The organism is Kocuria sp. CPCC 204721, from assembly GCF_040980945.1.
In the GTDB taxonomy this organism is placed as follows: Bacteria; Actinomycetota; Actinomycetes; order Actinomycetales; family Micrococcaceae; genus Kocuria; species Kocuria marina.
In genome coordinates, this window is the sequence record NZ_JAVKPO010000005.1 from 1 (window position 1) to 20,260 (window position 20,260).

General features: G+C 69.0%; 16 protein-coding genes and 1 tRNA gene. 7 read left to right on the plus strand and 10 right to left on the minus strand.

What is annotated here, in order from left to right; genetic code table 11:
• The first annotated feature begins 121 nt into the window (after window positions 1-121).
• Window positions 122-2,020 (plus strand): acetoacetate--CoA ligase, encoded by a 1,899-nt coding sequence (locus RF637_RS06400; RefSeq protein WP_368844497.1) that lies wholly within the window; start codon window positions 122-124, stop codon window positions 2,018-2,020.
• Window positions 2,021-2,079: 59 nt separating this feature from the next.
• Here RF637_RS06400 and RF637_RS06405 read toward each other — a convergent pair whose 3' ends face one another.
• From RF637_RS06405 to RF637_RS06415, 3 genes are read right to left on the minus strand one after another with little or no spacing between them, the layout of a single operon-like run.
• Window positions 2,080-3,756 carry an FAD-binding oxidoreductase gene (locus RF637_RS06405; protein WP_368844417.1) on the minus strand — a complete coding sequence of 559 codons (1,677 nt, stop codon included), beginning with the start codon at window positions 3,754-3,756 and terminating at the stop codon, window positions 2,080-2,082.
• A gap of 28 nt (window positions 3,757-3,784) precedes the next feature.
• Window positions 3,785-4,648, minus strand: a complete 864-nt coding sequence (locus RF637_RS06410) for a 1-acyl-sn-glycerol-3-phosphate acyltransferase (protein WP_240505691.1) — start codon at window positions 4,646-4,648, stop codon at window positions 3,785-3,787.
• Window positions 4,649-4,652: 4 nt separating this feature from the next.
• Complete coding sequence (locus RF637_RS06415; RefSeq protein ID WP_368844418.1) at window positions 4,653-5,435, minus strand: SDR family NAD(P)-dependent oxidoreductase; 783 nt, start codon at window positions 5,433-5,435, stop codon at window positions 4,653-4,655.
• 97 nt (window positions 5,436-5,532) lie between these two features.
• Between RF637_RS06415 and RF637_RS06420 the strand changes: the two genes are divergently transcribed.
• The 4 genes from RF637_RS06420 to RF637_RS06435 are packed head-to-tail and all read left to right on the plus strand — an operon-like array spanning window position 5,533 to window position 10,213.
• The gene (locus RF637_RS06420) at window positions 5,533-6,516 is read left to right on the plus strand and encodes a hypothetical protein (protein ID WP_144931140.1); all 984 of its coding nucleotides are present in this window, start codon (window positions 5,533-5,535) and stop codon (window positions 6,514-6,516) included.
• Window positions 6,513-8,771, plus strand: a complete 2,259-nt coding sequence (locus tag RF637_RS06425; RefSeq protein WP_368844419.1) for an HAD-IB family hydrolase — start codon at window positions 6,513-6,515, stop codon at window positions 8,769-8,771. The genes RF637_RS06420 and RF637_RS06425 overlap by 4 nt, the downstream gene beginning before the upstream one ends.
• 3 nt (window positions 8,772-8,774) lie before the next feature.
• On the plus strand, window positions 8,775-9,590 hold the full coding sequence (locus RF637_RS06430) for a hypothetical protein (protein WP_064846613.1): 816 nt from the start codon (window positions 8,775-8,777) through the stop codon (window positions 9,588-9,590).
• 2 nt (window positions 9,591-9,592) lie between these two features.
• Window positions 9,593-10,213 carry a TetR/AcrR family transcriptional regulator gene (locus RF637_RS06435; RefSeq protein WP_368844420.1) on the plus strand — a complete coding sequence of 207 codons (621 nt, stop codon included), beginning with the start codon at window positions 9,593-9,595 and terminating at the stop codon, window positions 10,211-10,213.
• Here RF637_RS06435 and RF637_RS06440 read toward each other — a convergent pair.
• The 3 genes from RF637_RS06440 to RF637_RS06450 are packed head-to-tail and all read right to left on the minus strand — an operon-like array spanning window position 10,210 to window position 13,826.
• Window positions 10,210-11,490, minus strand: a complete 1,281-nt coding sequence (locus RF637_RS06440) for a DUF4032 domain-containing protein (protein WP_312797053.1) — start codon at window positions 11,488-11,490, stop codon at window positions 10,210-10,212. The two genes, RF637_RS06435 and RF637_RS06440, sit on opposite strands and share 4 nt — an antisense overlap.
• A 1-nt stretch (window position 11,491) precedes the next feature.
• The gene (gene otsB, locus RF637_RS06445) at window positions 11,492-12,289 is read right to left on the minus strand and encodes a trehalose-phosphatase (RefSeq protein WP_240918954.1); all 798 of its coding nucleotides are present in this window, start codon (window positions 12,287-12,289) and stop codon (window positions 11,492-11,494) included.
• Window positions 12,282-13,826 carry a trehalose-6-phosphate synthase gene (locus RF637_RS06450; protein WP_368835691.1) on the minus strand — a complete coding sequence of 515 codons (1,545 nt, stop codon included), beginning with the start codon at window positions 13,824-13,826 and terminating at the stop codon, window positions 12,282-12,284. The genes otsB and RF637_RS06450 overlap by 8 nt, the downstream gene beginning before the upstream one ends.
• Window positions 13,827-14,073: 247 nt before the next feature.
• Here RF637_RS06450 and RF637_RS06455 point away from each other — a divergent pair, with 247 nt between their 5' ends.
• The gene (locus RF637_RS06455) at window positions 14,074-14,949 is read left to right on the plus strand and encodes a DsbA family protein (protein ID WP_368844421.1); all 876 of its coding nucleotides are present in this window, start codon (window positions 14,074-14,076) and stop codon (window positions 14,947-14,949) included.
• 97 nt (window positions 14,950-15,046) lie between these two features.
• Here the strand turns inward: RF637_RS06455 and RF637_RS06460 are convergent.
• Window positions 15,047-15,120, minus strand: a tRNA-Thr gene (locus RF637_RS06460).
• A 173-nt stretch (window positions 15,121-15,293) separates the two neighbouring features.
• Between RF637_RS06460 and RF637_RS06465 the strand changes: the two genes are divergently transcribed.
• On the plus strand, window positions 15,294-15,779 hold the full coding sequence (locus RF637_RS06465; RefSeq protein ID WP_167318787.1) for a ferritin: 486 nt from the start codon (window positions 15,294-15,296) through the stop codon (window positions 15,777-15,779).
• A gap of 107 nt (window positions 15,780-15,886) precedes the next feature.
• Here RF637_RS06465 and RF637_RS06470 read toward each other — a convergent pair whose 3' ends face one another.
• The 3 genes from RF637_RS06470 to RF637_RS06480 form a co-directional block, all read right to left on the minus strand.
• A complete protein-coding gene (locus RF637_RS06470) occupies window positions 15,887-16,489 on the minus strand; it encodes a TIGR03085 family metal-binding protein (protein WP_035963827.1) in 603 nt (200 codons plus the stop codon).
• A gap of 78 nt (window positions 16,490-16,567) precedes the next feature.
• Window positions 16,568-18,487 (minus strand): ABC transporter ATP-binding protein, encoded by a 1,920-nt coding sequence (locus RF637_RS06475; protein ID WP_085107060.1) that lies wholly within the window; start codon window positions 18,485-18,487, stop codon window positions 16,568-16,570.
• Window positions 18,484-20,229: an ABC transporter ATP-binding protein gene (locus tag RF637_RS06480; RefSeq protein WP_085107059.1), complete on the minus strand. Its 1,746-nt coding sequence runs from the start codon at window positions 20,227-20,229 to the stop codon at window positions 18,484-18,486. The genes RF637_RS06475 and RF637_RS06480 overlap by 4 nt, the downstream gene beginning before the upstream one ends.
• Between the last annotated feature and the right edge of the window lie 31 nt (window positions 20,230-20,260).

Consider the following 20,260-nt stretch of genomic DNA (forward strand, 5'->3'; position numbering starts at 1 on the left):
CCGTGAACGGTCGCCTCGAGCACCTGCGTGGCCTGGCCCTCGGCTTCCGCAACCTCACCAACTACATCGCCAGATCGCTCCTGGAGACCGGCGGGTTCAGGCCGCGACTACACCCTGGATCCTGAAGAGCCACTATCCCTCGCTGCACGCGTGGTCGGTGGAGCAGATGAACGAGTTCTGGCAGGGTGTCTGGGACTACTTCGACGTCGTGGCTTCCCGGCCGGGGGAACAGGCACTAAGTATTTCCGAGAGCTCGGAGGCGCATACGGGGATGCCCGGCGCTCAGTGGTTCCCCGGTGCACGCCTCAACTACGCTGAGAACTCGCTACGGGCGGCCCGCACCCGGCCGGACGACGTCGCCATCATCGGGGAGCACGAATCACGTGCACCGGACACCTGGACCTGGGGTGAGTTGGAAGCCCGAGTGGCCTCCGTGGCGCAACAATTGCGTGATCTCGGGATCGTCCCGGGGGACCGGGTGGCCGCTGTACTTCCCAACCTTCCGGAAACTGCGATCGCCATGCTGGCCACGGCGTCCGTGGGTGCCGTGTGGTCGGTGGTGAACACCGACTTCGGGCCGTCCGGGGTCGCGGACCGCTTCGCGCAGATCGAACCGCGGGTGCTGTTCGTGGTGGACGGCTACGAGTTCGGCGGGTCGCTGCGGGATATGACCGGGAGCTACGCCGGTTTGCTCGAGGTACTGCCCACCGTGGAGCAACTGATCGTGGTTGACCAACAACCGCGGGACAAGGTGGGCGCCCTGCCGGAGGGGTCGCTGCGCTTTTCCGAGATCAGCGGGCGCGACGTGACGCCGCGGTACGAGCAGCTTCCTTTCGACCATCCCCTGTGGATCCTCTACTCCTCGGGAACCACGGGTAAACCGAAGGGGATTGTGCATTCCCACGGCGGGGTGATCCTGGAGTTCCTGAAGGCCTTGGGGCTGCACGCCAGTCTCGGACCGGAGGACATCGCGTACTACGCCGTGGCCACCACGTGGATGGTCTGGAACATGCTCGTGGGCATCCTGCTCACCGGTTCCCGCATCATCACCTACGACGGTTCACCCGTGTACGGGGGACCGGAGAAGTCCCTCGAGCTGGCGGCGCGCAACGGGGCCACGTTCTTCGGGACGGGAGCGGGCGTACTGGCCATGATGCAGCGCGCCGGCGTGGTCCCCAATGTGAGCATGGACCTCTCCGCACTGAAATCGATCCTCGTGACCGGATCACCGCTGCCCGATGCCACGTGGGACTGGGTGTACGAATCCGTGTCCGACACGGTGCGTCTCGGATCCGATTCGGGCGGCACGGACGTCACGAGCGCGTTCATCGGCACGAACCCATATCAACCCGTGTACAAGGGCGAGCTCATGGGCCCGTACCTGGGAGTGGACGCCCAGTCGTGGGACCGCGAGGGACGGCGGGTGTACGACCAGGTGGGGGAACTCGTGATCACCCGACCCATGCCGAGCATGCCTGTGTTCTTCTGGGACGATCCGGACGGCTCCCGGTATCACGCGGCCTACTTCGACATGTTCCCCGGCGTGTGGCGGCAAGGGGACTGGGTCACCCAGCTCTCGGAGGGCCCGTTCGTGGTGCACGGGCGATCCGACGCCACGATCAACCGCGGGGGGATCCGGATGGGCTCGGCCGATCTGACCCATGTGGTGGACCAGGTGGACGGCGTGGCGGCGTCCATGGTGATCGGGGCGGAGCTCGCGGACGGGGACTACTACATGCCCCTGTTCGTGGTCCCGCAACCGGGCACACGGCTCACGCAGGAGCTCGAGGAACGCATCGTGCGGGCCATCCGCGAGAAGATCTCCCCGCGGTACGTCCCGGACGAGATCATCGAGGCCCCGGCCGTTCCCCGCACCCGTACGGGCAAGCTGCTGGAGATCCCCGTCAAAAGGCTCTTCCAGGGCGCGGACCCGAGCAGCGTCAACCGCGCGACCGCGGAGGACGCCGAGGTCCTGGACTGGTACGCCGAAGCGGCCCGAAAGTACACCTCGGGGGCCTGACGGCGCAGGCCCCGTCCCCGGTGAACCGGGAGCGGGGCCTGCGGCATGGGTGGGTCGGATCAGGACACGATCTTGCCCGGGTTGAAGTTCGTTCCCGGATCCGCCGCGTGGAACAGCCCCTTCATGAGGGCCACACCCTCGGGGGAGACGTCCTGCTCCATCCACGGCTGGTGCTCCACGCCCACGCCGTGGTGGTGGGACAGGGTGGCACCCGAGTCCACGAAGGACTGCTGGATCGCGGACTTGACGATCTCGTACTCCTCGTACGGTTTCTCGTCGTCGAACACGTAGGCGAACGTGAAGTACAGGCACGCCCCGGAGTGGTACGAGTGCGACATGTGGGACATGATCCAGCCGGTCTTGCCGATCCGCTCGTAGGCGCGCTGAGCGGCGTCGTACGCGGCCTTGTGGACCGTGGTCAGGCGCGACCACGGCGCGGCGGTTTCGGAGACGTCCCCCACCGTGTTCTGCTCGAGCAGGAAGTCGCGCAGGTGCGGGGTGTCGAACTTCTTCTGGTCGTAGAGCGCGCCCGGCCCCGACCCCAGGACGACGGCGCCCTGGGCCTTGGCGATCTTCGCGACGGCCTTCTTGCGCTCGGCGACGTCCTTGGGGGTGCCCTCGAAGCACACGTACGAAATGCACATGGCGTCCGTGTCCCACCCGCGCTTGCGCATCACGGCCCACAGGGCGTCCTGGCCCTTGGCGGCGAGCTTGCCCTTGACGGAGGTCGCGGCCTTCTGCGTGGCCAAGGAGAACGCGGTCTCGTGGGCGTCCGACACGCGGGCGAACGTGAGGGGGATCTCCGCCTCGGTATACTGGCGCACCGCGGTCAGGGCCTGCTGCCACGTGGGGAACATGTAGGCGATGACCTCGTGCTCCTGGGGCAACCGGTGCACCTGGACGGTGAGCTCGGTGATGATCCCGAGCCGGCCCTCAGAGCCGATGATCATCTCGCGCAGGCTGGGCCCGGTGGAGGTCGAGGGCAGGGAGCGTAGCACGACCGTGCCGGACGGGCGGACCATGCGCAGGCCGCGCACGATGTCCGCGATGTCCCCGTACTTGTCCGACTGCATGCCGGAGGAGCGGGTGGCCGCCCAGCCGCCGAGCGTAGAGTGGGCGAACGAGTCCGGGAAGTGGCCCAGGGTCCACCCGCGGGCGTTGAGCTGTTCCTCCATGTCCGGGCCCAGCACGCCGGCCTGGATGGTCGCGAGCCCGGAGGTCTCGTCGATCTCGAGCACCTTGTTCAACCGGCCCATGTCCACGGACACGATGCAGCGGGTCTCGTCCGCCTCGGCCTGGAGGCTGCGCGAGATGCTCGAGCCACCCCCGAAGGGGATCACCACGAGGTCGTGCTCCACGGCGGCGGTGAGGATCGCGGTGACCTCGTCCTCGGAGCCGGGGTAGACCACCGCGTCCGGGACGCGCGCGAAATCATTGCGCAGTGTCTGCATCAGTTCCAGGACGGACTTGCCGGCCCAGTGCACGATGCGCAGTTCGTCGTCCACGGACACGTGCTCCGCGCCGCTGATCCCGCGCAGGACGGTCAGCACGTCCTCGGACACGGTGGACGCCGGGACCCGCGCCGTGGCGAAGTCCACGGTGTCCCGTTCGCGCGGCCGCAGGGACACCCCGATCGCGTTCTTGACGAACGGCGCGAAGGCCGGCTTGTTCTGGTAGTCGAAGAACACGCCTTCCTCGCCCCAGCCCCACCACTTCTGATGCTTCACGTGTGCCACTGAGGGACAACCTCTTTCCTGGGTCCGACTAGTCCTGGATTCTGTGCCGGTTCGCAGCGTACAGCGCACGCACCGCGGCCTCGATGCGCTCGTTGAAGCTGTAGGCGTTCTCGTTGCCCCGCGCTCGCAGGGGTGCACCCACGGCCACGACCACCGGCGGGCGGCCCCGGCGGGGCCAGCTCGTACCGCGCGGCATGGCCTCGTGCGCCCCGATCAGGGCCACGGGCACGACCGGCACCTGCACCGCCAGCGCCAATGACGCCGCTCCCACCTTGAACGGGGCCATCTTCCCGGTCTTCGAGCGGGTCCCCTCCGGGAAGATCAGTAGCGGGACACCCGCGGCCAGCAGCTTCTTGGACAGGCCCTTGTTCGCGCCCTCACCGCGACGATCCACGGGGAACGCGTTGAAGATCAGCTGCGTGAACAGTTTCTTGTGCCACGCGGTGAAGAAGTAGTCCGCGGCCACCCCGGTCGCGAGATCGCGGGAGATGTAGTGCGGCACGCCGCTCATCACGAGCGGGGCGTCCAGGTGGCTCGAGTGGTTCGCGACGACCACGCACGTGCCCTTGACCCCGTAGGCCGCGGGATCCACCACGTTGGTGCGGGTGATCGTGCGGTTGACGATCCCCCGGAAGAAGACGGTCTGGGTGATCCGGCGCAGTATCCGGCGCACGGGCTGGGTGTAGTGGGCCGCCGTGAGATCCGCCGACTCCGCCGGGGGAGCGGGCGGATCGGGTTCCTGCCGACCGGTGTGGCCCTCGAGGGAGTCCAACACGCGAGGGCGGGGCTCCGGGGTCGACCGAGGCGTGGATCCGGGGCGCTGGCGGGACGCGGCGCGCGGACGCCGGGCGGGAGTGCCGTCGTGCTGCGGGGAGGAATCCTGGGGTGCCATGGGATCAGGCCTGGAGCTCGCGGCGTCGGACGCTCGAGATCTGACGGGAGATCCACCGGACGGTGGGGCGCGGGAGGTGGCGCAGCGCGGTGACCATGAGCTTGTAGCGCAGAGTGGGCACCGAGATCACCTTGCCGCGGGCCACGTCCGCGAGGGCCTCCTCCACGAGCCGGTCCGCGTCGAGCCACATGAAATCGGGGATCGAGGAGCCGGTGATGCCCGCGCGGCTGTGGAACTCGGTGCGGACCCACCCGGGCAGCAGGGCGGTCACGTGGACCCCCGTGCCGTGCAGCTCCACGGCGAGCGACTCGGTCATGGCGGTCGCATAGGCCTTGATCGCGGAGTAGTCGCCCATCGTCACGCAGCCCGAGGTGGAGGTGACGTTGACGATCCACCCCGAGTGGCGGGCGGTCATGGCGCGGGCCGCAGCCCCCGAGAGTCGTGCGACGGCCGCGCACATGACCTGGAAACCGGCCTCGTGCTGGGAGAAGTCCTGGGCGGTGTAGGGCACCTTGACTGAGAAGCCCGCGTTGTTCACGAGCATGTCCACGGGACGATCGGGGTCCTCGAGCCGCTCGGCCACGTGCAGCAGGTCCTCGGTCTCGGCCAGATCGGCGGTCAGCGTCTCCACGTGGATCCCGTGTGCGGCGCCGAGCTCCCGGGCGGTGCTCTCGAGCCGTTGCGTGTCCCTGGCCACCAGGACCAGGTTGAAGCCTCTGCGGGCGAGGGAACGTGCGAACGCGGCACCGATGCCTGACGTCCCACCGGTCACGAGAGCGGTAAGCATGCCACTAAGATACACTACGGTAGGCGTAGCGCAGCGTCCCCCGGCCCGGCGTGAGCGCCCCTCGGCGAGCCATGACGGAGTATCGAAGGAGCGTCCCGTGAGCCAGCAGTCCTACCTCGCCCGGCATCGCCAGGGCCGGCTCTACGGGCCCGTGGAACAACCGATCGTGCTGCGCTCGGGCTTCGACGTCAAGGACTTCACGTACCGCGCGCAGGGCAGCCTCCGACCCCAGCTGGACCTCGCCGCTTTCGACCGCGCACCCCTGGACCCGGCCGTGCTCGAGGACCTGCGCTACCTGCGGGACATGGAACGCTCCACCATGGGCCAGGTGCGTTCCGTGGTGGTCAGCTACACCAACAAGGAGTCGCGGGTCGCCGCGTTCCTGACCACGTGGGCGTACGAGCGGCACTGGATCGCGGACGCCTACCAAGCCGTCCTGGACGCCCACGGACCGCACGCCGGGGCTCCCCAGCCGCCCGAGCACTCGTGGGTCGAGCGGGTCGAGACCGCCCTGGACAACCTCTCGCCCATGGTGGACTCCGTGTGGACCAACTTCTCCGGGGAGGCCGTGGTCGCGGGACAGACCGCGCGCGGCTGGTCCCAGGAAGCGAGCACCCGCGCGGTCCTGCGGATGCTCGAACGCCGCGCCGGGCACCCGGAACTGTCCTCGCTGCTGCGGCGCGTGGCCGAGGTGAAGGCCACCCACGAACGCTTCTTCGCCGAGGAGACCACCGCGCGGGTCCGTACCGACCCGCGCGCCCAGCGCTTCGCCCGCGCCTACCTGACCTTCGCATTCCACCCGCTGCGGCCCGTGGGCCTGTCCCACGCCCACGCGCGCCGGTTCCTGCGGGACCTGGCGCCCACGGTCGCGCAACGACGCGAACTGTTCGCGCTCGCGGACGAGCCCTTGCAGGCCACGCCGGGCACCGCGGGCAGCGAACCCCTGCGCCGGGCCGTGGAACGCGAGTGGCGACTGAGCCGATACGCTCCCCACCAGACCCTTCCACCCGCGTCGCGGTCGGCGCGGGTGGCCACCGCGCCCACGGCGCACCCGTTCCCAAGCACCGGAGGATCCCGTTGACCCAGACCACCACGACTCGCGTCCTGCTCACGGGGGCCACGGGCTTCCTGGGCCAGGCCGTCCTCGAGCGCCTGCTCTCCGGCTCGGACGACATCCACGTGACGGCGGTGGTCCGACCCAAGGGCACGCAGTCCGGTGAGGCGCGCCTGAAGCAGCTGTTGCGCAAGCCGTCCTTCAAAACCTGGCGGGACGCCGTGGGCCGGGAACGCGCTCAGGAGATCTTCGACGCCCGCACGAGCGTGCTCGAGGGCGACCTCACGAGGCTGCGGGAGATCGCGGAACCCTTCGACGTGGTGGTGCACTCCGCGTCCACGGTCTCGTTCGACCCGCCCATCGACGAGGCGTTCCGCACGAACGTGGGTGGCGCCGTGGGGCTCTACGACGCGCTGCGCAGCACGGGTCAGGACCCCCACGTGATCCACGTGTCCACGTGCTACGTGGGCGGGATCGCCAAGGGGTTGCGCCCGGAGGCCTCGGTGGATCACGACGTGGACTGGCAGGTGGAGTACGACGCCGCCGTCCGCGCCGCGGACACCGCCCAGGTGGAGTCCCGCTCACCCGAGCGTCTCGAGTCGTTCATCCGGCGCGCCACGAGCACGCGCGGCAAGGAGGGGCCCAAGTCCGTGGCCCGCGCCGCCGAGGAAGCACGCCTGGAGTGGGTGCGCTCCCGGCTCGTGGACCACGGCCGCACGCGCGCGCAGTCCCTGGGGTGGACGGACATCTACACGTTCACCAAGGCCCTGGGCGAGCGTGTGGCGGAGCAGAAGTGGGCCGGAGCCGGGCACCCGTTGTCGATCGTGCGCCCGTCCATCATCGAGTCCGCCCTGCGTCACCCCTTCCCGGGGTGGATCGACGGCTACAAGGTCGCGGACCCGCTCATCATGGCGTACGCGAAGGGCGCGCTGCCCGAGTTCCCGGGCCTGCCGGACTCGGTGCTGGACGTGATCCCTGTGGACTTCGTGGTCAACGCGATCGTGGCCCTCGTGAGGGAGGGGCACCGGGAAGCCAATGGGGCACCCACGCTGCGGGACGCCCAGGATCCGGCAGCGCGGTACTACCAGGTGTGCTCGGGGGCCTCGAACCCCCTGCCGTTCCATCAGATGTACGAGAGCGTGCGCTCGTACTTCCGCGAGCGCCCGCTCGAGGACTCCCATGGCAATCCCATCGCGGTGCCCGAGTGGAAGTTCCCCGCGAACAACTCGATGGAACGCGGGCTTGCGGTCAAGGAGAAACTGGCCGCCGCGGGGAGCCGATTGAGCTCGGTGCTGCCGGCCACGGCGCGCACACGCGAGTGGACCAATTCCCTGCACCGGATGCAGACCGGGCTGGGCTCGCTGCGCACCTACGTGGACCTGTACCAGAACTACACGCGCACGGAGATGATCTTCGACGACACCCACACGCGGCAACTGGACCGCTCCCTGCCGCAGGGCACGCCCGAGGACCAGCACTTCGACGTGCGGGCCATCGACTGGCGGGACTACTGGCAGAGAGTGCACCTGCCCGCACTGACCGAGATGACCCGTGCGTACACCCGGGCCAAGGCGGCGTCGCACAAGCGGGCCGTGCGCAGTCGGGGACTGAACGAGGGCACGGACGTCGTGGCCGTGTTCGACCTCGAGGGCACCGTGGCCTCGGGCAACATCATCACCCAGTACGCGCAACTGCGCCGCCGGGAGCTGAGCCCGCTGCAGTGGCCCGCGGAACTCACCGAACTGTTCGGCAACGCCCCCACCTACATCAAGGCGGAACGGCGCGATCGGGGCGAGTTCATCCGGGCGTTCCTGCGCCGCTACGCGGGCGTGCCCGTGGCGCGGGTCGAGGAACTGATGAACGGGTCGCTCGGCCGGGTCGTGGAGAACAGCATCCGCCCGGGAGCACTCGAACGGATCGAGGAACACCGGCGTGCGGGGCACCGCACGGTGCTCGTGACCGGGTCCCTGGACCTGCTCGTGAGCCCCGTCGCTGAACTGTTCGACGACGTCGTGGCCGGGCGGATGGACCAGGTGGACGGCGTGCTGACCGGGTACCTGGCGGCCCCGCCGCTCGTGGATGAGGCCCGGGCGCAGTGGCTCAAGCGCTACGCGCAGGACCACGGCCTGGACCTAAGCCGCTCGTACGGGTACGGGGACTCCGTGGCGGACGTGAGCTGGTTGTCCCTCGTGGGCCACCCGTACGCGGTGAACCCCGACCTGCCCCTGTACCGGCGTGCCAAGAAGGCCCATTGGCCCGTAGAGGACTGGAGGAAGGTCTGAGTCATGGCGTTCAACATCGACAAGTTCGCGGAGACCTCGGCGCGGGTCAAGTGGTCGGACCTGGACATGGACGAGTTTCTGACCAACCCGCTGTCCGAGGACTCGCTGCGCTGCCTGCGCTACATGTGCGACGTCGAATACCACACCGTGTGCTACATGCGGGACATGCTCGTCACGCCGTCCCACCAGGACCAGGACGTCTCCACCTTCATGACCATGTGGAACCGCGAGGAGTACTGGCACGGTGAGGCACTCGCGGAGGTGCTCGGGATGCACGGGATCGTGGTGGACTACGACGAGATCAAGGCCAAGCGCATGAAGCTCGGCTGGTCCGAGTCGCTCAAGCCTCTCAAGCAGTCGCTGCTGTCCAACATGGTGGGCGTGGACTTCATCGCCACGCACATGGCGTGGGGCGCGGCCAACGAGTGGTCCGCCGTGGCGGCCTACCGGCGCATGGCGTCCCTCGAGAAGCACCCGGTGCTCGCGGTGCTGCTGCAGCGGATCGCCCACCAGGAGTCCCGCCACGTGGCCTTCTACGCGACCCAGGCACGACGCCGCCTGGAAGCGTCCCGCAAGGCCCAGCGCCTCACGCGCTTCGCCCTGCGCAAGTTCTGGGCCCCCGTGGGCTCCGGGGTCATGGACGACCGCGAGGTGGGCCACGTGATGCGCCACCTCTTCGGTGGCGGGGGCGGGGCCCACGAGATCGACCGGTTGGACGCAAACATCGCCAGACTGCCCGGCATGGCGGGACTGCAGATCTTCCGCAGGGCCACGGCGCCGGCCCGCGAGGCGCCCGTCCGGGACACCGTCCCCGCCTGATCATGAACGCGCACTCCGCTGGTTCGCGATCCGCGTCCGCGCCCGAACCCGCCGACGCCGCTTCCGTGGACCCCCGCACGGCCCGCACCGATCGCAAGATCGTGGCGGGGGCGTTGCGCCTGCTCCGGGAGGGCGGGCCCCGGCGGGTCACGATCGAGGCGGTGTCCGCCCGCACCGGCGTGGCCAAGACCTCGATCTACCGTCGCTACGCCAACAGCACGCAACTGTTGGAGGCCGCGCTCGAGCACACGGTCACCGCGACCGCACCGCTGGCGCCGGACGCCACGTGGGAGCAGGCGCTCACCGCGGCCGTGGACATTCTCCTGCGGGACATGGGACTCGGCGTGGCCATCACCCTGCTGCAGGAACCACACTCGGCCACTGCGCAGGTGCTGCGGGCCACCGTGGTGCGCCCACGCTTGGATGCGCTGCGCAAACTGTTGCAACGGGACAAGGACCGGGGACTGATCCGGGACACCGTGGACCTGGACATGGTCGTGGATTTCATCCTGGGGGCGGCGTACGCGCACGTGGCGCGCTACGGCTCGCTGGACGAGAACTGGACCGCGCGGGTGCACCGCGCCGTCACGGACCTGATCACCACGCGACCCGCGGCGGACTAGAACACGTCCTTCTCGTCCGGGCGCTCGGTCAGGTAGGACTGCACGTAGTCCTGGACGGCGTCCTGCGTGGGGACGTCCTTGCCGGCCTTCTCCGACATGAACCAGCGGTGCTCGAGCACCTCGTGGATCATCTGCGCCGGTTCCCGTTTGCGCCGCAACTCGGCGGGAACGGCCGCCATGATGGGCACGAAGATCTCGCGCATCCACAACTGGGCGGTGAGGTCCTCGGGCAGACCGGGGTAGAGCGCGTGCCCGAACTGGTCGATGTCCGTGAGGATGCGCCGGGCCTGGTTCTCCTGGGTGTTCAACCCCGTGAGGTGCAACAACCTGCGCGCGTGGTGGCCCGGTTCCACGACCCGCGGGCGCAGGTGGACCTGACCAGACTCGTCCGCGTCCATGGAGGCCTCCTCCACGTCGAAGCCCAGGTCGTTGAGCCGTTGCACGCGCGCCTGGACCCGCCACCGGTCACCCACGGGGAAGATCTCGGTCGCGGTCAGCTCGTCCCACAGCCCGGTGTAGGTGTCCACGAGCCGTTCCGAGACCGCGAACGGGTCCACCGAGGCCGGATCCACCCCGGCCTGGGCCAGGCGCTGCTGCATGTGCTCCCCGGCCAGCAGGTCCATGACCTCACCGGCCACGTTGGTCCTGGCGAGCTCGATGTCGTACTCGCGCTGACCCCGCGTGAGCTGCGGGTGCAGTTCGCCGGTCTCGGCGTCCACGAGGTAGGCGGCGAACTCCCCGGCGTCGCGTCGGAACAGCGTGTTGGACAGGGACACGTCCCCCCAGTAGAAACCGGACAGGTGCAGTTGCACGATCAGGGACGCGAGGGCGTCCACCAACCGGTCGATGGTCCCCGGTGAGGGGACCTGCTCGAAGATCGTGCGGTAGGGCAACGAGAAACTCAGGTGTTCCGTGACGAGCGCGGCGGGCAGCAACTCGCCGTCGGGGGAGTAGCGGTCCGTGACCACCGAGTCCGGGACCACGGAGGGCGTGGTCATGCGTTGGAGCTTGCGCAGCAGCCCGTACTCGCGCCGGGCATAGTACTGAGTGGTCTCCTTGACCGCCACGACCTTCTCCCCGACCCGCGCGAAGCGCACCACGTGGCGCGAGATCCCGCGCGGGTACGCCGCGAGCACCTGCTCGGGCCAGTCCTCGAGGGGCGTGTCCCACGGCAGTTCCAGCAGGCCCGGCTCCGGGAAGGCCGTGTTGATGGAGACACCGCGGTGAGCGGGCGGGGGGCTCGGCGCCGCGGGCTCGGGGGGCGGGGAGGCGGTCATGTCAGTTCATGCTAGTCACCGCACGGGCCCGCTGTCGGGCGAATTCCGTGAGCAGCCGGGTCAGTTCGTCCGGATCCGCCACGCGCCACGGGGCCGCGGAGTCCTTGGTGCCCACCTTGATCCCCACGTCGTGGGGTCCCAGGATCGCCATGGCGTCCTCGTCGGTGTCGTCGTCACCGGCGAAGACCGTGACCTGCGGGTGCACGGCTCCGCGGATGGCCGTGAGACCGTCCCCCTTGGTCGCGCTGAGCACCGAGCACTCGATGACCTGCTGACCCGGGGTCAATCGCAGGCCGGGCATCGCGGCATAGGCCTCGGTCATCTCGTCCAGCGCTCGCCGGGCAGTGTCCGGGTCCTCCATGGGACGCGTGTGGAAGGCCACCCCCGCGGGTTTGAGTTCCGCCCGTGAGCCCGGGTAGCGCTGCACGAACCCGTACGTCGCATCGATCGCCCGGTCCAGCAATGCCAACTGGTCCTCGGTCAGTTCGATCTCGGTGTCCGCACCGGAGCCGGGCGCGGCGCCGAGGTCCAGCTCCGCGCCGTGCGAACCGGAGAGCACCATGCGGCGCCGCGGGTCCACCACGGTGCGCAGGAACTCGAGGGGCCGCCCCGAGATGATCGCGACCGTGGTGCGGGGCAGTCCGGCGAGCGCGTCGAGCGCGTCCCGCGCGGCGGGTAACGGCCGGGAATCCGCGGGGTCCTCGGTGAACGGTGCCAGGGTGCCGTCGAAGTCCAGGGCCAGCAACATGGTGTCGGCCGTGGCCGCGGTGGCGAGGGCGTCCGCGAGCGAGTCAGTCACGATCCGCTCCGGGCGTCGTGTCGGCCGCGGCGCCGTCGTCGTGCGCGGAATCCCGCCCGGGCGCGGCGCCCTGCTCGAGCTCCGGGGCGTGCGCGGCGAGGTCGTCGAGGAAACGGTGGGACCAGTCGACGACGTCGTGCGTGAGCACCTGCCGGCGCATCGAGGACATGCGCTTGCGGGCCTCGGCGTCGGACATGTCCCGCGCGTGCAGCATGGCGGACTTGAGCCCGTCGATGTCGTGCGGGTTGACGAGCACCGCTTGCTTGAGCTGCTCGGCGGCACCGGTGAACTCCGAGAGCACGAGTCGACCCGAGCGGTCCTGCCGGGCCGCGACGTACTCCTTGGCCACGAGGTTCATCCCGTCCCGCAGGGCCGTGACGAGCATGACGTCCGCGGCGAGGTACAGGGCCACCATCTCCTCGAACGGGTAGCCGTGGTGCAGGTAGCGGACGGCGGTGTGGGAAATGGTGTCGAACTGGCCGTTGATCCGCCCCACCATGCCCTCCACGAGTTCGCGCAGTTGCCGGTAGGAGTCCACGCGCTCGCGCGACGGGCTCGCGACCTGGACGAGCACCGAGTTCTCCACGGAGATCTCCCCGTCCTCGAGCAGCTCGCCGTAGGCCTTGATGCGGTGCCGGATGCCTTTGGTGTAGTCCAGGCGGTCCACTCCCAGGAACACGGTGTCCGGGTTGCCCAGCTCCTCGCGGATCTCCCGCGCCCGGGCCTGGACCTGCGGGTCCGACGCGAGTTCCTTGATGGATTCCACGTCGATCGAGATGGGGTACGAGCCCGCGTTGACGGCCCACTCGGTGCTCTCGCCGTCCGCCGTGTCCTCGGAGAACCGGGCGCTGCCCTTGGTGAACTGCACCCCCAGGTACTTGCGCACGCAGCGCTGGAAGTTCTGGGCGTCCCCGGGGCGCTGGAAGCCGATCAAGTCCGCACCCGTGAGACCCTCCAGCACGGCCTTGCGCCACGGCAACTGGGAGTAGATCTCGGTGGGCGGGAACGGGATGTGGTTGAAGAACCCGATGGTCACGTCCGGGCGCAACCGACGCAGCATGCGCGGCACCAACTGCAACTGGTAGTCCTGGACCCACACGGTCGCACCCTGGGAGGCCGTCTCCGCGGCCCGGCGCGCGAAGCGCTCGTTGACGCGACGGTACGCGTACCACCACGTGCGGTGGAACTCGGGCGGCGCGATGACATCGTGGTACAGCGGCCACAGCGTGGCGTTCGAGAAGCCCTCGTAGTAGCGCTTGACCTCGAGCTCGGACAGGCTCACCGGCACGAGATGGAAGACGTCGTGGTCGAACGGCTCCAGCGTCTCGTCCGGGGCGCCGTGCCACCCCACCCACGCGCCGTCGCGCTGGGCCATCACGGGTGCCAGGGCGCTCACCAACCCGCCGGGGGAGCGGCGCCACGTGCTGTTGCCGTCCTCGTCCACGTCCCGGTCCACGGGAAGGCGGTTGGACACCACCACGAAGTCGTAGCCGTCCTGCGGGACGGGCACCTTCTCAAGAGACTGGTCTGCGGACATGATCGCTTCCTTCCCCGGGGCGGCTGTTCACCCCCATCCTAAGTGTGCGTACCACCGGCACCGGGGGAGAAGTCGCCGCCGGGACGGGAGCACGACGCCGCGCCGGTGCGGGGCGGCCGCGACGGGGCCCGAGCGGCATCGTCCCCGGCAGCTGGGAACGGGCTGAATCGGGGCCCCGCCGGGCTCGGGTAATCTGGGGACGAAGACCGACACCCGTGTAGCACATCGGAAGGAAACCCGGGCCCCCATGGCTTCCAAAAACAATACCGCCGGTTCCTCGTCCTCGGACCAGGCCCGGGAGCGGGCACGCCAGATCGCAGATCGGCAGTCCCGCCGCTCCAACGGTAAACCCGTGGGGCTGATCGCCGCCGTCATCGCGCTGCTCGTGATCATCGCGCTGATCATCGGGGTGGTCGTGTGGCAGAACAACAGGGCCAGGATCCCCGACGCCGGCCCCGTGCCCGCGAGCGCCAACCAGTACGGCGGCATCACGGTCACGAAGGACGGGATCGTGCAGAACAGCTCGGACGTCCAGGAACGGGACCTCTCCCAGGAGCCCGAGCCCGCTGCCACCGCGGACACCTCCAAGACGCCCCCGGGGGTCGTGGACCAGGACCAGGCCGCGAGCAACGGCAAGCCCGTGCAGGTCGTGATCTTCCAGGACTTCGAGTGCGTGCTCTGTGCCGACTTCGAGAAGCAGAACGCGGACGCGATCAAGCGGGCCGTGGACGCCGGTGACGTGCAGGTGGAGTACCGCAACCTCAACTTCCTGGACCGGGCCACCCGCGATCAGTACTCTTCCCGCGCCGCCAACGCGGCCTACGTGGTCGCCGAGCAGGTCGACAGCGACCAGTACATGGAGTTCGCCCAGGAGCTGTTCAGCCACCAGGGCACCGGCGGTCTGAGCAACCAGCAGATCGCGGACATCGCCAACAAGCACGGCGCGAACGTGACGGCGGACCAGCTCGGTGAGAACACCTACCGCCCCATGGTCAACGTGATGTCCCGCGAGTCCATCAACAACGGTGTGGCCGGGACGCCCACCATCTTCATCGACGGCAAGCGCTACGAGGGAGGCAACTTCCAGGACGCGCTGAAGAAGGCGGTCGACGAGAAGAAGTGACGCGGGCAGTGCCCCGACACGACGAGAGCCCCGGTCATCCCGACCGGGGCTTTCGTCGTCCTTCCTACGGGGACGACGACGCCGTGCCCGGGTTCGGAGCCCCCTGCCGGATTCGAACCGGCGACCCTCTGTTTACAAGACAGATGCTCTGGCCATCTGAGCTAAGGAGGCACTGCTGCCCCGTGCGATCACGGGACCGCTCCATGGTACTGGACGACGCGCCGAGGGCGGGCACCCGGCGCGCGGGAACCGGCCGGGGCGGCGGGGCCCGTCATGCGGTGGCGTGCAACCTACCCATGCCGGAGGAAAACTGCTTCGATGGGGTCATGGAAATCAAGGGAAGAATGGCCGAAGCGTTCAACGACCAGATCACCATGGAGCTGCAGGCGACCGTGGTCTACCGCCAGTTGTCCATCGAGATGGACGTGGCGAGTCTGCCCGGTTTCTCGCAGTGGTTCCGCGCCCAGGCGGCCGAGGAGATCACACACGCCGAGAAGTTCATCGACCACATCGTGGACCGCGGCGGTGATCCGCAGATCGGGGACATGGCCGGTCCGAACATCGCCGACAAGTCCGTCCTCGGCTGCTTCGAGGCCGCGCTGGCGCACGAGCGCAAGGTGTCCGAATCTATCCGCAACCTGTACCGGCTGGCGCAGGAAGAAGGCGACATCGACGCGATGCCCCTGCTGCACTGGTTCATTAGCGAGCAGATCGAGGAGGAGGCCACCGTGGAGGAGATCTGCGACCAGGTGCGCCTGGTCCACAACGACGGTCCCGGCCTGTTGCGCCTGGACTCCGAACTGGGCTCCCGGCCGGTCCGGGCCGACTGAACGCACTCCGCGCCCGGTCCGGGCGACCCCGAGAACACTCGAACACGCCCGAACACGCAAGAACCGGCCCCGCTCGAGCGGGGCCGGTTCTTCATGTCCGGCGGGTACTACTCCTGGGTGATCTCCACGTCCGCCTGCTCCTCGCGGCCGAAGGCCCACAACAGCAGCTCGGACGGTTCACCGCGCACGAGTTCCACGCGCCGGGCGGACTTCTTGCCGCCGCGCACCGCACCGAAACCGCCCGCGAGCAGCACCACGGACTCGGACTTCTTGCGCAGCAGCGCCGGGCCCATGAGCTTGAGCACGTTCCACAGGTCCTTCTGCTCGTCGTTGAGCAATTGCCGGGCGTGCCATTGGGGCTGCGCGCGGCGGACGTCCTCGTGGTGGATGAAGAACTCCCCGGTGTTCATGCGCTTGTCGATCGGGGACCAGCGACCCGGGGAGTAGAGCGGGGGGCGCTCCACGAGGTCCACGAGCTTCTCCCACGACATCTCCCGGTAGTCGGCGTCCACCGACTTGGCGTGGCGCCCGAGCACGGGCAGTTTGGGGGAGAGCATCCCGGCGACCGCGTCCGGACGGGAATCACGGATGACCAGGTGGATCGCGAGGTCCCGGGCGTCCCAGCCCTCGCACAGGGTGGGGGCGTCCGGCCCCACACGGCGCAGCAGCGCGGCAAGATGACGACGTTCGACATTGGCGAAGTTGGTCACGTGAACATCCATTCTGTGGGGTGGACCGTCACGTCCACGGTAGACGGGCGCGGCGGTGATTGCCACCGCAGCGCACGCTCACGAGGCCGGGTCCGCCGCGTTGAACTGCGCCCGGTAGAGGTTGGCGTAGGCGCCGTCCGCCTCGATCAGCTCGTCGTGGGAACCCTGCTCCACGATCCGCCCCGACTCCATGACGATGATCGTGTCCGCGTCCCGGATGGTGGAGAGCCGGTGGGCAATCACGAAGGACGTGCGGCGCTCCCGCAGCGCGGCCATGGCCTTCTGCACGAGCAGCTCCGTGCGGGTGTCCACCGCGGAGGTCGCCTCGTCCAGGATGAGCAGGGACGGTTGGGCCAGGAACGCCCGGGCGATCGTGATCAGCTGCTTCTCACCGGCCGAGACCGAGGAGCCGTCCTCCGAGATCACGGTGTCGTACCCGTCCGGCAGGGCGCGCACGAAACGGTCCACGTACGTGGCGCGCGCAGCGGCCAGTACCTCCTCGTCCGTGGCGTCCTGGCGGCCGTAACGGATGTTCTCCCGGATGGTGCCGCTGAACAGCCACGCGTCTTGGAGCACCATGCCCACCTGCGAACGCAGTTCGTGGCGGGAGAGGTCCCGGATGTCGATCCCGTCCAGGCTGATCCGGCCCGCGTCGATCTCGTAGAAGCGCAGGATGAGGTTCACGAGCGTGGTCTTCCCGGCGCCCGTGGGTCCGACGATCGCCACGGTGCGCCCCGGGGCCACGTGCAGGCACATGTCCTCGATCAGGGGCTCGGCACCCCGGGCCAGGGCGGCCTTGTCGTAGGAGAAGTCCACGTGGTCGAAGCGCACCTCACCGCGCAGCGTGCCCGGCAGATGGGAGGTGGGGGTCTCCGGTTCCTGTTCGGGGGCGTCGAGCAGTTCGAAGGTCCGTTCCGCGGAGGCGATGCCGGACTGCAACTGGGTGGCCATGCCCGCGACCTGGGACAGCGGCTGGGTGAATTCCCGGGAGTACTGGATGAACGCGGTGGCGTCCCCCAGGGTCAGCTGGCCCGTGGCCACGCGCAGTCCGCCCAGTACGGCGATGCCCACGTAGGACAAGTAGGAGATGAACTGCATGACCGGCATGATCGTCCCGGACATGAACTGCGCCCCGAACGCCGCCCGGTACAGTTCCTCGTTGCGCGCGTCGAACTGTTGCTGCATCTGGCGTTGCCGGCCGTACGCGTGCACGAGCTCGTGGCCCGAGAAGGACTCCTCGATGTGACCGTTGAGCTGTCCCGTGGCGTGCCACTGCTGTTTGAACAACCGCTGGGAGCGGGTACCGATGACCCCCGCGGCCACAGCGGACAGCGGCAGTGCCACGAGCGCGACGAGCGCCAACTGCCACGAGACGATGAACATCATGACCACGATGCCGAGCACGGTCAGCACGTTCTGCACGAGCTGCGCGAAGGTCTGTTGCAGCGCCGTCTGGATGTTGTCCACGTCGTTGGTCACGCGGGACATCACGTCCCCGCGCTGGCGCGTGTCGAAGTAGCTCAGGGGCAGGGCGTTGACCTTGCGCTCGACCTCCTCGCGCAGGTCGTACACGACCCGCATGACCACGCGGTTGAGCACGTAACCCTGCAGCCACATGAGCACCGAGGCCACGGTGTACATGCCGAGCACCACGAGGATGAGGGTGCCTAGTCGGGTGAAGTCCACGCCCTGTCCCGGGACGAGCGTCATGGCGGACATCATGTCCGCGAGCGTGTCCTGGCCCTGCGCACGCAGCCCCGCCTCGACCTGTTGCTGGCTCGCGCCCGTTGGCAGGGATCTGCCGACGACGCCGGCGAAGATCACGTCCATGGCGCGCCCCAGCACGCGCGGGGCCCACACCGTGAGCACCACGGACAGCACGACGGCCGCGACGACGACGGCGAGCGCCGCCTTGTGCGGGGCCATGAGCTTTACGAGCCGCCCGGCCGAGGCCCAGAAGCGCTGCGGCTTCCGGGCCGGTTCCTGTGTCTCGCTCACCGTTCGCCTCCCGTGGTCTGTTCGGCCGAGAGCTGTGACGTGACGATCTCCCGGTAGGTCTCGCTCGCGGCCACGAGCTCCTCGTGGGTGCCGCGCGCGATGATCCGGCCGTGCTCGAGGACCAGGATGAGGTCCGCGTCCGTGATGGTGGAGACGCGCTGGGCCACCGTGATGACGGTGGCGTCCCGGGTCACGGGGCGCAGGGCGGCGCGCAACCGGGCGTCCGTGGCGACGTCGAGTGCCGAGAACGAGTCGTCGAAGACGTAGACCCGGGGGCGGGCCACGAGGGCGCGGGCGATGCTGAGCCGCTGGCGCTGACCCCCGGACACGTTGGTCCCACCCTGGGACACGGGGGCGTCCAGACCCTCGGGCATCTCGCGGACGAAGTCGTCCGCCTGGGCCACGCGCAGGGCCTCCCACAACTCGTCGTCGGTGGCGTCCGCGCGGCCGAAGCGCAGGTTGGACGCCACGGTCCCGGAGAACAGGAACGGCCGCTGCGGGACCAGGCCCACCCGGCCCGCGAGGTCGTCCGGGGCGTAGTCGCGCAGATCCACCCCGTCCAGCAGCACACGGCCGGTCACGGGATCGAGCAAGCGGGGGATCAGGCTAATAAGTGTGCTCTTCCCGGAACCCGTGGCCCCGACCACGGCCACGGTGCGTCCCGGTTCCGCCGCGAAGTCGATCCCGGACAGCACGGGGTCCTCCGCGCCGGGGTACTGGAACGTGACGTCCTCGAACCGGACGTGGCCCACCGGGCGCGGTGCTACGGCCGGTCGCTGCGGCGGGTGCATGGTGGGGCGGGTGTCGAGCACCTCCCCGATCCGCTCGGCGCACACGACCGCGCGCGGGACCATCATGAACATGAACGTGGCCAGCATCACGGCCATGAGGATCTGTAGCATGTACTGCAGGAAGGCGGTCAGCGCCCCGACCTGGATCTGGCCCTGGTCCACGCGGTGGCCGCCGAACCACAGCACGGCCGCGGTGGCCAGGTGCATGACCATGTTGATCACGGGGAACATCAGCACGAACAGCGCCCCGATGCGCAGGGAGATGTCCGTGAGGTCCTGGTTCGCGCTGCGAAAACGCGCGGTCTCGAACGGCTCCTTGACGAAGGCGCGGATCACCCGGATCCCCGTGATCTGTTCGCGCAGCACCCCGTTGATCCCGTCGATGCGTTCCTGCATGATCCGGAACCACGGCATCAACCGGGAGACCACGAGGCCCAGCAGCACCCCCATTACAGGGATGGACACCCACACGAGCCACGACAGCCCCGGGTCCTCCCGCAGGGCCATGACGATCCCGCCCACGCACATGATGGGCGCCATGACCATGAAGTTCAGGCCCATGAGGGTGAGCATCTGGATCTGCTGGACGTCGTTGGTGGTGCGCGTGATCAGCGACGGCGCCCCGAACGTCCCGACCTCGCGCGCGCTGAACTGCCCGACCCGGCGGTAGACGTCCCGGCGCAGGTCCCGGCCCACACCGATCGCCGTGCGGGCACCGCACCACACGGCCACGACGGCAGCGATCACCTGGGCGAACGCCACGGCCAGCATCACGGCGCCGGCGCGCCAGATGTAGTCGGTGTCCCCGCGGGCCACACCGTTGTCGATGATCCGGGCATTGAGGCTCGGGAGGTAGAGCGTGGCGATCGTGGCCGCCAGTTGGAACACGAGAACGCCCACGACCCATGGGACGTAGGGGCGCGTGAAAGTGCGTAACAAACTCAGCAGCATGACGGTCGATCCTGACGTCGAGCACGGAGGG

Excerpts from the sequence above, each read along its gene's own strand:
- RF637_RS06465 (WP_167318787.1), top strand. The coding sequence starts at position 15,294 with ATGGCCGAAGCGTTCAACGACCAGATCACCATGGAGCTGCAGGCGACC.
- RF637_RS06430 (WP_064846613.1), top strand. The coding sequence starts at position 8,775 with ATGGCGTTCAACATCGACAAGTTCGCGGAGACCTCGGCGCGGGTCAAG.
- RF637_RS06440 (WP_312797053.1), bottom strand. The coding sequence starts at position 11,490 with ATGACCGCCTCCCCGCCCCCCGAGCCCGCGGCGCCGAGCCCCCCGCCC.
- RF637_RS06450 (WP_368835691.1), bottom strand. The coding sequence starts at position 13,826 with ATGTCCGCAGACCAGTCTCTTGAGAAGGTGCCCGTCCCGCAGGACGGC.
- RF637_RS06415 (WP_368844418.1), bottom strand. The coding sequence starts at position 5,435 with ATGCTTACCGCTCTCGTGACCGGTGGGACGTCAGGCATCGGTGCCGCG.
- RF637_RS06435 (WP_368844420.1), top strand. The coding sequence starts at position 9,593 with ATGAACGCGCACTCCGCTGGTTCGCGATCCGCGTCCGCGCCCGAACCC.
- RF637_RS06410 (WP_240505691.1), bottom strand. The coding sequence starts at position 4,648 with ATGGCACCCCAGGATTCCTCCCCGCAGCACGACGGCACTCCCGCCCGG.
- RF637_RS06480 (WP_085107059.1), bottom strand. The coding sequence starts at position 20,229 with ATGCTGCTGAGTTTGTTACGCACTTTCACGCGCCCCTACGTCCCATGG.
- RF637_RS06455 (WP_368844421.1), top strand. The coding sequence starts at position 14,074 with ATGGCTTCCAAAAACAATACCGCCGGTTCCTCGTCCTCGGACCAGGCC.